Origin of the sequence: Paenibacillus dakarensis (assembly GCF_001373415.1) — a bacterium.
Lineage (GTDB): Bacteria > Bacillota > Bacilli > Paenibacillales > Paenibacillaceae > Paenibacillus_AQ > Paenibacillus_AQ dakarensis.
In genome coordinates this window covers 1-12,357 of the sequence record NZ_CDSE01000021.1, presented here as the reverse complement: position 1 = coordinate 12,357, position 12,357 = coordinate 1, and the positions used below count along the sequence as shown (strand labels likewise).

Annotated in this window: 11 protein-coding genes; 6 read left to right on the top strand and 5 right to left on the bottom strand. The window is 50.7% G+C overall.

Features of this window, described 5'->3' with window-relative positions; genetic code table 11:
- Window positions 1-52 precede the first annotated feature (52 nt).
- The 5 genes from BN1234_RS05775 to BN1234_RS05760 all read right to left on the bottom strand — a co-directional run bounded on the left by BN1234_RS05775 (window position 53) and on the right by BN1234_RS05760 (window position 4,240).
- A complete protein-coding gene (locus BN1234_RS05775; protein WP_054955712.1) occupies window positions 53-679 on the bottom strand; it encodes a type 1 glutamine amidotransferase family protein in 627 nt (208 codons plus the stop codon).
- Window positions 680-775: 96 nt separating this feature from the next.
- A complete protein-coding gene (locus BN1234_RS05770) occupies window positions 776-1,750 on the bottom strand; it encodes a helix-turn-helix transcriptional regulator (protein WP_054955762.1) in 975 nt (324 codons plus the stop codon).
- A gap of 118 nt (window positions 1,751-1,868) precedes the next feature.
- The gene (rlmH, locus tag BN1234_RS05765) at window positions 1,869-2,348 is read right to left on the bottom strand and encodes a 23S rRNA (pseudouridine(1915)-N(3))-methyltransferase RlmH (RefSeq protein ID WP_054955711.1); all 480 of its coding nucleotides are present in this window, start codon (window positions 2,346-2,348) and stop codon (window positions 1,869-1,871) included.
- Between the two features lie 144 nt (window positions 2,349-2,492).
- On the bottom strand, window positions 2,493-2,660 hold the full coding sequence (locus BN1234_RS21780) for a CxxH/CxxC protein (protein ID WP_082423112.1): 168 nt from the start codon (window positions 2,658-2,660) through the stop codon (window positions 2,493-2,495).
- A gap of 224 nt (window positions 2,661-2,884) precedes the next feature.
- A complete protein-coding gene (locus BN1234_RS05760) occupies window positions 2,885-4,240 on the bottom strand; it encodes a S1C family serine protease (protein WP_054955710.1) in 1,356 nt (451 codons plus the stop codon).
- Between the two features lie 646 nt (window positions 4,241-4,886).
- On the opposite strand from BN1234_RS05760, the gene BN1234_RS05755 reads away from it, so the two are divergent.
- The 6 genes from BN1234_RS05755 to BN1234_RS05730 all read left to right on the top strand — a co-directional run bounded on the left by BN1234_RS05755 (window position 4,887) and on the right by BN1234_RS05730 (window position 12,288).
- Window positions 4,887-7,160: a helix-turn-helix domain-containing protein gene (locus BN1234_RS05755; RefSeq protein ID WP_054955709.1), complete on the top strand. Its 2,274-nt coding sequence runs from the start codon at window positions 4,887-4,889 to the stop codon at window positions 7,158-7,160.
- A gap of 317 nt (window positions 7,161-7,477) precedes the next feature.
- Window positions 7,478-8,338: an ABC transporter permease gene (locus BN1234_RS05750; RefSeq protein ID WP_170307996.1), complete on the top strand. Its 861-nt coding sequence runs from the start codon at window positions 7,478-7,480 to the stop codon at window positions 8,336-8,338.
- Between the two features lie 22 nt (window positions 8,339-8,360).
- On the top strand, window positions 8,361-9,221 hold the full coding sequence (locus tag BN1234_RS05745; protein WP_054955707.1) for a carbohydrate ABC transporter permease: 861 nt from the start codon (window positions 8,361-8,363) through the stop codon (window positions 9,219-9,221).
- Window positions 9,222-9,289: 68 nt separating this feature from the next.
- Complete coding sequence (locus BN1234_RS05740; protein ID WP_054955706.1) at window positions 9,290-10,831, top strand: extracellular solute-binding protein; 1,542 nt, start codon at window positions 9,290-9,292, stop codon at window positions 10,829-10,831.
- Window positions 10,832-10,860: 29 nt separating this feature from the next.
- Window positions 10,861-11,916, top strand: a complete 1,056-nt coding sequence (locus tag BN1234_RS05735; protein ID WP_054955705.1) for an amidohydrolase family protein — start codon at window positions 10,861-10,863, stop codon at window positions 11,914-11,916.
- A gap of 15 nt (window positions 11,917-11,931) precedes the next feature.
- Window positions 11,932-12,288: a Rieske (2Fe-2S) protein gene (locus BN1234_RS05730; RefSeq protein WP_054955704.1), complete on the top strand. Its 357-nt coding sequence runs from the start codon at window positions 11,932-11,934 to the stop codon at window positions 12,286-12,288.
- Window positions 12,289-12,357 lie beyond the last annotated feature (69 nt).

The following is a 12,357-nucleotide window of genomic DNA, read 5'->3' as shown; positions in this document are numbered from 1 at the left end:
TTTTAAGTCCATCCTTCACAGGATGGACTCTCTTTTTATGTATTCAAATATTCTATTGGGTTGAATTCATTAGTTCATAGAAATACTTTGATTCATGGGTTTTATAAAGGCTATACCACGCATCTAAAGCTCCAGAAGGAAATACATCCAATGCTCTCAAAATATGTACAGAAAATTCTAATGGAGCTATGCCCGATGCGGTGATCAAATTTCCAGCCGTTACTGCAGGCTCCGTTCTAAAATACTTTTCACCTGTATACGTGGGACAGATCATTTTGAGATATTCCAGATCATTACTTGTATGCGGGCGTGAATTTAGCAAGCCTGTCTGGGCAAGCCGTATCGTAGCACCACAAATCGCCGCAACCAATACACCTTCTTCTAAACACTTTTCAACAGCTTTCATGATTGGTTGGTGAATTGCTTCTGACCATGTATCTCCACCTGGTAAAATCAATGCATCCGTGTTTTCGAAGCTGCACTCTTCCAGCTTGATGTCAGGGAGTATTCTCAATCCACCCATGGTAGTTACGGGATTCATATCATTTCCCACAGTAACTATTTTTAATGGAGCCAGCCCTTTTTTAAAATATCTTCCCGAGTTCAGTTCAGCAGTTATGTAACCAATTTCCCAGTCCGCCATTGTGTCAAATACATAGAGATATACTGTATTTTTCATTTGTAATTTCCTCTCGTTTTACAATTCATCAAGTATACCAACCATCGGTAATCAGTGATTATCTTCATAATAAAACAGCTTCACTGACATCTGCAGTCAGTGAAGCTGTTTTAGTTTATAATATTCCGTTAACTCCGACGCAACAGCAACAAGCTTTTCCTTCAAGCTCTGCGGTTCGATGACTTGAATCGATTTCCCGTAAGGTAGAAGAAAATTCGGAACATAGTTATGAATAAATTCTTCCTCAAGCCGAAAAATGGCTCGATTTAATGTCCGCTCTTTCAGATAATGACCCAAAAACCAATGCTGACATAGATCATCCAATGCATTTGACCTACCTTCGATCTTTAAAGAAATGATTCTGTCCTTGCCATCTAAATCAGGCAGCAGGTTTTGCATAAAAAATCCTCGGGGTGAAAAGGCCGCGGGACGCTTAAATTTGTTTTGAGTAGGTTTAATTTCCACAATCCGCTCTGCTCGAAAGGTACGGATCTCACTTCTTAAGTGACAAAATGCAACCACATACCATCTATTGTTCCAGTAAACCAACCCATAGGGATCTATCATCCTTTTCTTAGGTTGTTCGTCACGGTTTGAGCGATAATCAATTTCGACAGAGAATTCAATATCTATAGCTTGTTCCAATTCCACCAATACGGGCTGAATAGAAGAAGATCGTCTCTCATTTATAACTTCAAATCCTTCTAAATGGCGGTCAAGTACACTTTCTTGCGCCTGATTTTGATACATTTTTAACTTTGCAGTTGCACTGCCTAATGCTTCACTCAAAGGGTACCCCGCTTCTTTTGCAAAAACCGCAGCATGAAGGAGTGCCTTTTTCTCTTCCATATCAAATAGCAGAGGTGCTCTGATAAACTGATTCAACAAGCTATACCCGCCATTATGACCTGATTCAGATATGATTGGCACTCCACTGGCACATAGTGCATCGATATACCGGTATACCGTCCTAATATTGATCTCCAGCTTCTCGGAAATCTGTTTTGCAGTCATTTTAGTACCTGAATTTAGCAACCATAGAATCGCCAACATATTATCGTTTTTGGGCATACCATTCTCAACTTTCAACTCTATTTTCTGCACTGCTTGCGGCAAATCCAGCTTGCACTTATTACATTATATAGGAAGTTGGCGATATTGGTGGGATAGTTTCGGGGGATTTTTCGCCCTACTTATGATACGGTTCCCCCCGATTAATCTTCACCGCCCGGTACACCTGCTCCACCAGCACCAACCGCATCAGCTGATGCGGCAGGGTCATGCGCCCGAAGCTCAGCTTCGTTTGGGCGCGCTTCAACACTTCATCAGACAAGCCGTTCGAGCCGCCGATGACAAAAGCGACGGTGCTTGTCCCGTAGGTGCCAAGTTTATCGATATGGGCAGCGAGCTCCTCGCTGGACCACAGCTGACCGCCGATCGCGAGGGCGATGACGTGGGCATCCGGCTTAATGTGGTTCAGGATTCCCGCTCCCTCCTTTTCCTGCACCTGACGCATTTCCGCTTCGCTCATGTTCTCGGGCGCTTTCTCATCCGGCACCTCATGCACGGATAGACGCACATAGGGTGCAAGTCGCTTGCTGTATTCAGCAATCCCCTGTACCAGATACTTCTCCTTCAACTTGCCAACACATACAATCTGTATATTCATCGCGTATGATCGCTCCTTATGCTATGCCTGTTCTGTCGTTCATTTTAACATGGTGACGCTGCTTCTCTTACTTTATCCAACAAAAAAAGCGTGATTCCTCACGCTTCCCTTTTCATATCCATTTATGATAATATCCCTGACCAGCTACACAACCAAAAATTCTGCATGCTTCTCGCACTCCGCGCACTTCACCGGTGGGTCCCAGTTGGAAAACTCCGTCTCCTTCAGATCAACAACGTCCGGGGCATCCTCATACTCATCCACGAAATTCTCGATCGCCAGTTCCACATGTTCCTTGCATACGACGTACATATATAAGCATCCTTTCTGTCATTCGCCATCCTGATGTGCCTTTTTATAAAGGTTAACCACTCTTCTGTTCTACCACACAATGTGGCAAAAAGAAATGATTTTGTCCGAAACGATGATGAAAATACAGATCATCCGCCCGAAAATCCAGCATCCTGCACATTTTTACTCTTTATCATTACTCTTCCCTATAAACAGAAAAAGGGCGCATGACACGCCCTTCCTTATCATTCCTCCGGCTTCTCTTCCAGCACCACTTTAAGACTCTGTTCCTTGCCGCCGCGGTAAAAGGTTACATCCAGCTTGTCGCCGATCTTCGTTTTCTGATAGAGAAATTTACGCAGTTCAAGCGTGGTGTTAATCGGCTCGCCGTTGAACTTCGTAATGACGTCGTTCAGCTTCAGCCCGGCTTTTTTCGCAGGTCCCAGGGCATCCAGCACAACCACACCCTCGGTTACTGTACTCGGCAGCTTGAGATCCTTAATCTCCTGCTTGCTGAGCGGCGCATAAGGGTTACTGAGATCAACAGTGTACACGCCCAGATATGGACGGGAAACCTTCCCTTTCAGGATAATCTCCTTCACCACATCTGTGATATCGTTCGCCGGAATGGCGAATCCCAGTCCTTCTACACCCATATCCGCGATCTTCATTGTATTAATCCCGATCACTTTACCATTCAGATCCACAAGCGCCCCGCCGCTGTTGCCTTCGTTAATCGCCGCATCCGTCTGGATGACCGCCGTCTCCCAATCGAACACGCCGTCCTGATTCAGTGACACCGGAATCACACGGTTCGTATAACTGACAATGCCCGATGTCAGGGTATCCCCCAAGCCGAGCGGATTTCCAATCGCAAACACCGTTTCACCGAGACGCAGCTTCGAGGAGTCCCCAAATTCCGCAACCTCTCCGATACCCTTGCTGTCAATGGACAAAACCGCAATATCACTCACGCGGTCAGTACCTACAAGTGCAGCTGGTTTGGTCTCCCCGTCCACCGTCACGACCTCAAGTGTATCCGCTCCGTCAATGACATGATTATTCGTAATAACAAAAGCCTTATTCTCGATTTTCTTAAAAATAATGCCGGACCCTAAAGTCGCATCATCTGAGCCGAAGTTCTCATCAAAGTTAAAGCCGTCATCAAATTCGAAATCCTCTCCAAGGTCGAATTCCTCCAATGAATCTTTCAAATCCCCTGATTCAGACTGATCACCATCCTGCTGTTCCGGAACAGCGGCCTGAGGATCCTTATGGGTTATAATGCTGACAACCGAAGGACGAACCTTCGCTGCCGCATTCACCAATCGTTCATATGGATCTGTTTCGCTCTGTGCAACGGGATTACCATTGGTAATGGCCATCTTCGAAGAGGCAGATGGATTTCCAGTCAGCAGGCTGAACAAGAGAACAGCAATAAGCGCACTGCATACAGAACTGATCGCAGAAATCTGGAATGTCGACAAGCCTCTCTTCCTTCTTCTTGCTCTCCACTTTATCGCTCCAAGGGGCTTACCGCTCCACTTTTTGTTACGTTTGGATACCTTCGTTGAATAAAAATCATCATCAAACAATCCCATCGCGATCCCTCTCCCCTATGCCGTTACACGACAATATACCAAGTGGCCACAAGCCCGTTCATCATCTTTCCGATATAACAAACCTTGTCTCCAGGAAACCTCTGAATCTGCTCCACAAGCTCCGCCCCGAGACCAGGCAATAATTACGCGCGAATGGTAAATATCTATACAGTATTAACACATTTGCGGCTTAAAAAGTTGCATCTATTATGTAGAGGACCTCATTCCTGCAAGACCATACATTTTTATACCACCAAGATGCGATTGATAAGCGCCTATTTTGATGAATATTCATGAAAAATATTAACATTTTGCGAAAAACTAAGAATGATTTTCCACAATGAGCACTACAATAAAAACAAGCCTCTATGAAAGGCGAATGGGAGACAGCCTTATCCATAGATTCCAGGCTCATAACCTTCGTTCATTGTATCATAATAGCGAGGGGTCAGCTTATTTTTCTTCGTGAGTTTTCATGCGGAATTTTGCCTTTTTTCTTTGTTTCCTTATTGATCAATGATTGTGGGCGAAATATAATACAAATAATGTTATTTTGAAAACGCTTTCTAAAATTGGATCGCTCATGGTTTCCATACCCGTTTGTCTCATCCTGAAAGTATTATCCATTCCGAAAGGCGGTGTCCCGATGCTACCTCTTCCCCGAATGAAGTCCTTCCGGGCGAATCTGTTCTGGCGCCACTTTGCCAGCTATTTTGTGCTGATCCTCATTCCGGTGATGGCTGCAAGCGTGCTGACGCATGTGCTAGTGGTACGCATGATCGAGGAGGACGCCCGAAAGCTGAGCGACATCGTCATGAGCCGCTTTACGGAGCAGGCAAATACAGAGATCCAGTCGCTAAGGACGAACATGATCAACATGCTGAACACTTCCAACATCCGCACCCTGCTAAAAGAAGCTGGCAGCCTTTCAGACGGCAGCCACCGCTCAGAAATGATCCAGAGCCTCCGCGAGCAGCTCGTCAAGCTGCAGTCGAGCGAGCTGGTGTCGAAGGCGTATCTGGTGTTTGCCAATCATGATCTGATTATTGATGGCGATATGTACACGAACAAGGGCTACTACTTCAATATCCGGTACCCGCTGGATTCCAGGGAGCAGGCTCTCTTCTCCACAGATCTGGAGGGCAAAAAAATGATGGGCTTCTCAGAGCCTCAAGGCTCCGACCTCCCCGTGCTGATGAGCTATCCGTTTAATACCGTCTCGCCCGAGGTGTACCTGGTCGTCAACCTGAACCAGAGCATGCTGCAGCAGCTCATCCATGTCGAACAAGACTGGGTGGCCGGCACGGCCATCGTCGGCACCGACGGACGTGTGCTCAGCCGCTCCGGGGCGATGACGGAGGTCGATCTGGCATCCCTTCCACTCCAGCCTGACAACCGAAGCGCCAGCTTCAACGTCGCCGAAAACAAAGCCGTCTCTCTCGTTCCCTCCCATTTTGACGATGCCTGGTCCTATCTCAGCATGATCGATATGCAGACCCTCATGAAGCCCGCGCATATTACGCGCCTGGTGTGCTGGGGCTTCCTGTTCTTCTTCGTCCTCATCGGCAGCATCGTGTCATACCATTTAAGCCGCCGGATTTATACGCCGGTCATGGAGATCAAGGAAGGGCTGAAAGCGCGGGGTTCTGAGGAAGAACGGCTGCACGCAGGGGACAACGATTTTGACGTGATCAAGCGTTACTCCAAGCTGATTGTATCGGAGAACGAGCAGCTGTCGCAGCTGGTCAGCGGAATGATGCCGATTGTCCATGAGCATTTTATCGCCAGAATCCTGCAGGGCCAGTACCGCGATGCCCTCTCCATCGAGACCTATGCCCGCGAAATCAGCTTCCCATACAGCCGCAAGGCCGCCCGCACCGTCCTCTGCATCGCGCTGCATTACGAGGTGGAGTACGAACAGCTGTCCGAATCCTCCAAATCCTTTCTGATGGCAGAGCTGAAGGAGCGCATCCGCGGACTGGTCCCTGCTTCCTTGTGGCTGTGCCAGACGAAGCCGGACACCCTGGCCTGTGTGATCCACCAGGACCCGTTTCTGCAGCTCCATCCCGAAGAGGAGGCAGATCTCGTCAAGCTGGCGCTGCAGCTTTATGCGAACTATTTCAAAGCAACCATCGGTATTGGCAGCACCGTCCAGACCGTGGAGGAGCTTCATCTCTCCTACGAGCACGCCGTATCGCTGCTGCAGCGCCGGCGGCTTCATTCCGGGGTGGAAATCTGCAGTCCGTCAACGAGCCCGGAGTCCCAGCGGTTTGACAGCTTTTTGACCGTACAGGAAGTGAACCGGATGCTGAATCAGTGCAAGACGCGCGAGTACGACAAGGTGCTGCAGTCGGCTTTTGCCATTCTGGAGGAAGGGGTCAGGCTGAACGCGACAGCCGTGCAGGTAAAGCAGCTGTGCGCTGATATTCTGAACACATGGATCCGTGCGGCAGAAGCGGAGCGCAAGGATTTCAACGTTCCCTTTTACGCCGGGCTGTTCGACAAGCTGAACCGCTGCATGACCATCGATGAGGTGAACAATCTCTTCCGGGACATTCACGCTTTCCTCTTTCCCGCCCCCGAAGCGGCGGAGGACACAGGCCCCGGCAAATTCTCAGGCATTCTGGACTACATCCACCAGCATTATGACCAGGAGCTGTCGATTGAGCATTTTGCCGCCTCGCTGAACATGTCCGTCGGGCACTTCAGCCGCACCTTCAAGGAGCAGGTCGGGGAAAAATACGTGGAGTACATCGCACGCTACCGCCTGATGAAAGCCAAGGAGATGCTGCTGGAAACCGATCTGAGAATCGACGACATTGCCGAGAAGGTCGGCTACTGGGGCCGCAACTCCTTTATCCGTGTATTCCGTAAATATGAAGGCATCACCCCCGCCAAATACCGGGCACTTCACCAGTAGCTACAGTCATAACAGGGAGATTCCGTTTTTTCCGGAGTCTCCTTTTTTTCCATCCACAGCCCCTTTAGCCCAGTCCTGACAGCCTATGCAAAAATGAGATCATCCTCTAAATAATCGCGCTTTACGCCCGCTTTCCGGTTGGATATAGTAAGACCAATATTTTTGTAAGCGCTTCAGTAAATCCGGGTGTCAGGACATCCTCAGTCCCTGTCAGCTGCCCGGATGAAAGAGGATTGTTCACAAGGAGGTCATCGTCCGTGTCCAAACGCGCCTATCGCTGGAATCTCTTCAAAAAACACAAGGTGCTGTATCTGCTCATGCTGCCCGGAATTCTGTACTACATTATTTTCAAGTACGTCCCCATGTATGGCATTGTTATCGCGTTCCAGGACTATTCGGTCGGCCGGGGCATCCTGGACAGCAAGTTTGTCGGGCTGAAGCATTTTATCGAATTCTTCTATGTGACGCCGGACTCGTGGAAGCTAATCCGCAATACGATCATGCTGAACGTGTACGATCTCCTGTTTCATTTTCCGACGCCGATTATTCTGGCCCTGCTCTTCCATGAATTGAAAGGGAAATTGTTCAAGCGAATCGTCCAGAGCATCAGCTACATGCCGCATTTCCTGTCCACGGTCGTTATCGCGGGCATCCTGGTCACCTTCCTGTCTCCGACCACAGGGGTCGTGAATCATTTTCTTGTACGGGTGTTTGATATGGAGCCGATCTCGTTTCTCGGGACGCCCGAATGGTTCCGGACGATCTACGTCGGCTCGGAAATCTGGCAGAAGGTCGGCTGGGGCACCATCCTGTATCTGGCCGCGATTGCAGGCATTGACCCGACGCTTTATGAAGCTGCCAAAATGGACGGGGCCAACCGCTTTCAGCAGATGCGCCATATTACGCTTATGGGCATGCTGCCGGTCATGATTATTTTGTTCGTTCTGACGCTGGGCAACTTCATGGAATCCGGCTTTCAAAAAATCCTGCTGCTCTACAACTCCATGAACTACGAAACCTCCGACGTCATCAACACATTCGTCTACCGGCGCGGAATTCTGGATGCCGACTTCAGCTTCGCTACGGCGGTCGGGCTGTTCCAGTCGGTCATCGGCCTCATTCTGATCGTCACCGCGAACCGGATCGTGCGGAAACACTCGGAAACCAGCCTATGGTAAGAAGGCATAAGGAGGAAAGTGTATGAAAATTAAACAAAGCCTCGGCTCCCGCATATTTGATGTCTTCAACGTTATCCTGATGATTCTGCTCATGATCATCATGATCTACCCGATGGTCTATGTATTCTCCGCCTCGATCTCGAACAACGCGCTGGTCGCAAGCGGGGATGTACTGCTCTGGCCGAAGCAGATTACGTTTATTGCCTATGATCAGCTGATCTACAATCCGGATCTTTGGGTGAGCTACTGGAACACGATCCGCTACACAGCTACCCAGGTCGTGCTGACCTTGCTGGTCACGTCCATGATGGCCTATCCCCTCGCCAAAAAATGGCTGCCCGGACGCCGCACCATCCTGCTGCTCGCCGCGTTTACGCTCCTGTTCGGCGGCGGCATGATCCCGACCTTTCTCGTTGTCCAGAAGCTCGGACTGCTGAACTCGATATGGGCCATCGTTCTGCCCTCACTGGTAAGTACATGGTATTTGTTCATCATGCGGACCTTCTTCGAGGGCTTGCCCGAGGAGCTGGAGGATGCCGCTACGATTGACGGTGCCGGTTCGCTGCAGGTACTGCTGCGCATCGTGCTTCCTTTATCCATGCCGGTTATGGTGACCATCGGGCTGTTTACGGCGGTAAACCAGTGGAACGCATTCTTCGATGCGCTGATCTACCTGAACGACCGCAGCCTCTATCCGCTGCAGATCATGCTGCGCAACATTCTCGTCGCCGGCACGAACGTGCAGGGCGAGGGCGACCTGACCCACCTGGAAACGCTGAAATACGCCATCATTATCATTGCGACGCTGCCGATTCTCTGTGTATATCCGTTCGTTCAGAAGTATTTTGTACAGGGAGCAATGATTGGAGGCATCAAGGGATAGTTCTAGATTGTCCGCAATCTATGGCTATATAGAAATGATTTTTGATAAGAAAAAAGGGAGGCTGAATCGTGAACAAGAGGAAATGGATTGGGGTCTTAATATTCTGCATGCTTACCGGGCTGATCGCCGGAGGCTGCTCCAGCGGCGGGTCCAGCGGGAACGATCCGAACAAGCCGGTCACCTTCTCCTGGCTCGTGTATGACCGGGTCGAGGGCAAGGTGCGGGAGGACTGGGAGATTTTTAAGGAAATCGAGAAGAAAACCGGCGTCAGCATCAAATTCAACATTGTCAGCCAGGAAGGACTGGCGGAGAAGAAGCAGATCATGATCGCCACCAATTCCGTCACCGATTTCATGCAGGTAGATAACCAGGAGGGCCGGGAGCACGGTCCCGAGAAGGTTTTTCTGAATCTGAACGACTATCTGGATAAGGCCCCTAATCTGAAAAAATTCTACGAGGACTACCCTGAGGCCAAGGCGGTCGCCACCGGCTCGGACGGCGGCATTTACACCGTTCCCGTCATTGAGGGAGATGCCGCAGGCAAAGGCTTCAACTTCATCTGGTACACGCGCAAGGATCTGCTCGATAAATATAACCTGAAAGAGCCGACTACGGTTGATGAGTTCTACCAGTTGCTGAAGGATTTCAAGGAAAAAGAGCCGAAATCCTACCCGCTCATTAACAACGCAATCATAGGCGACACAGGACTGTATACGGTCATGGGCCGGGCATTTACCGGCATCCAGGGCTTTTATAACATCGACCCGACAACGGACCAGTATGCGTTCGCACCGTATCATGACGGCTACAAGGATGCCCTGGTGTTCATGAACAAGCTGTATTCCGAAAAGCTGCTGGATCCCGAATTCTGGATGCTGACACAGGCCCAGTGGGAAGAGCGGATACTGACCGGCAAGTCGCTGGTTACGTACTTCTGGAAAGCCGACCTCGAGTCGCTCGTTGATAAGGCACGCAAAGCCGGCATCGCTGATTATGAACTGGATGCCCTCCCGCTGTTTGCGGCAGACGGTATTAAGAACTACCAGTATTCCCGTCCGGTAATCGGGGGCTCCGGCCGTGCAATATCGGCGAAGGTCAAGGATAAGGAAAGAGCAGTTCAATTTATGGACTTCCTTGTCAGTGAGGAGGGCTCGAACTACCTGTCCCTCGGCATCGAGGGCAAGACCTACACCATGGAAGACGGCAAGCCGGTATACATGAAGGAATTCGGCACCTCGCCGTTCAATACGCTCCGCAAGGAATGGGGCGTCTGGTATGACCTGATCACACTGAACAACGCCAAATCCCGCGAGGTGTGGGAGCGCGGCCTGAGCGACAAGAGCAAGGACATCAACAAGCGCTACGAGCCGTTCATCATCCCGGCGCCGAAGCAGATTGTCAAGACCGAGGAAGAGCTTGAGCTGGAGAAATCCAAGCTGAACAACCTGAATAAATTCCTGGAACAGCGCCTGACAGAATTTGTTACCGGCAAGACGCCAATCAATGATGAGACTTACAAGCAGTTCCTGGACGATGCCAAGAAGCTTGGCTCCGACGACCTGTTGAATATGTACAATACAGCCTACAACCGCACCTACGGCAAGAAGTAACCAAATCACCTCGAAAGTGAGGGGCCAACATGAAAGAACGCATGAAAATCATCGATACGGACATCCATAACGAGCAGGACGACGCCGCACTTATTCCTTATCTGCCCGAGCCCTGGCGCTCCCGGGTGGCGCGCTCCGGCGTGGGCTGGGCGGGCTCCGGATATTATTCCCCGGTCGGTGTCATGAAGAAGGACGCCATCCCGCCGCAAGGCGGCAAAGCCGGTTCCGATCCGGAGCTTATAATCAAGCAATTGATTGAGCCTTATGAGGTGGAATTCGCCGTGCTGACAGGTGTTGTCTACAATATTTCGGCGACGCATGATCCGGATTTCGCGGCAGCGATCTGCTCGGCGTACAATGATTTTCTGATCAACGAGTGGCTCGGCCGGCATCCATCCTTCAAGGGAGCTGCTGCCGTGTCCACACTGGACCCGGTGCTTGCCGCCCGGGAGATTGATCGCGTGGCGGGTCATCCCGACATCGTCGAGGTGATTATCTCCAGCGCAGCCCGCTCCCCGCTCGGACACCGCTATTATCATCCGATCTATGAAGCGGCCGAGCGGAACGGACTTCCGGTGGCAATTCACCCGGGAGCCGAGGGTGCAGGCAGTTCTACGGCACCGACCGCGGTCGGTTATCCCGCCCGGTATATCGAGTGGCACACGAACCTGTCACAGACGTTTATGGCTCATCTGGTGAGCATTGTGACCGAGGGTGTGTTCGTGAAGTATCCCGGCCTGAAGCTTGTGCTGGTGGAAGGCGGCGTGTCCTGGCTGCCTCCCTTGATGTGGCGGCTGGATAAGAACTACAAGGCACTGCGATCCACCGTGCCGTGGCTTAAGCGGATGCCGAGTGAGTATATCCGCGACCACTGCTACCTGACGACCCAGCCGATCGAGGAGCCGGACAATCCGCAGCATTTGGTTGATCTGTTTAACATGTTTGATGCGGAGAATATTCTGATGTATTCCAGCGATTATCCGCATTGGGATTTTGACGACCCGGGGATGATCCTGCGCAAGCTCACCGCGGAAGCGAGACGCAAAATTTTCTATGAAAATGCGAAGAAGCTGTACAAATTGTAACCACGGAGGGAGAACATGGCGGTTCACATGGTGGCAGACACAGCCGAAGTTCCCGAAGGCGGGCACATTGTCGTGCAGCTGGAGGGCCGGGAAATCGGCATCTACCGCATTCACGGCGAGTTTTATGCGCTCAACAATTACTGCCCGCATCAGGGGGCGCCCATGTGTGCCGGGTATGTCTCCGGCACCAACCTGCCCTCAGATGTGTATCAGTATGATTACGCTAAGCAGGGTGAAATCATCCGCTGCCCCTGGCACGGATGGGAATTCGACATTAAAACCGGCAAGTCGCTGTTCAGTGACCGGGTGCGGGTGAAGACCTACGAGGTCCGCATCGAGGATGGACGGATCGGCGTCGTATTCGGCCGGTAGCGGAAAGCTCCTTGGTCGCGAATGATAGCCCGTTTAATGAAGAAAAGCAAAGAGCGGCGGTGTCAGGGG

Excerpts from the sequence above, each read along its gene's own strand:
- BN1234_RS05770 (WP_054955762.1), bottom strand. The coding sequence starts at position 1,750 with ATGCCCAAAAACGATAATATGTTGGCGATTCTATGGTTGCTAAATTCA.
- BN1234_RS05760 (WP_054955710.1), bottom strand. The coding sequence starts at position 4,240 with ATGGGATTGTTTGATGATGATTTTTATTCAACGAAGGTATCCAAACGT.
- BN1234_RS05775 (WP_054955712.1), bottom strand. The coding sequence starts at position 679 with ATGAAAAATACAGTATATCTCTATGTATTTGACACAATGGCGGACTGG.
- BN1234_RS05735 (WP_054955705.1), top strand. The coding sequence starts at position 10,861 with ATGAAAGAACGCATGAAAATCATCGATACGGACATCCATAACGAGCAG.
- BN1234_RS05755 (WP_054955709.1), top strand. The coding sequence starts at position 4,887 with ATGCTACCTCTTCCCCGAATGAAGTCCTTCCGGGCGAATCTGTTCTGG.
- BN1234_RS05750 (WP_170307996.1), top strand. The coding sequence starts at position 7,478 with ATGCTGCCCGGAATTCTGTACTACATTATTTTCAAGTACGTCCCCATG.
- rlmH (WP_054955711.1), bottom strand. The coding sequence starts at position 2,348 with ATGAATATACAGATTGTATGTGTTGGCAAGTTGAAGGAGAAGTATCTG.
- BN1234_RS05745 (WP_054955707.1), top strand. The coding sequence starts at position 8,361 with ATGAAAATTAAACAAAGCCTCGGCTCCCGCATATTTGATGTCTTCAAC.
- BN1234_RS05730 (WP_054955704.1), top strand. The coding sequence starts at position 11,932 with ATGGCGGTTCACATGGTGGCAGACACAGCCGAAGTTCCCGAAGGCGGG.
- BN1234_RS21780 (WP_082423112.1), bottom strand. The coding sequence starts at position 2,660 with ATGTACGTCGTATGCAAGGAACATGTGGAACTGGCGATCGAGAATTTC.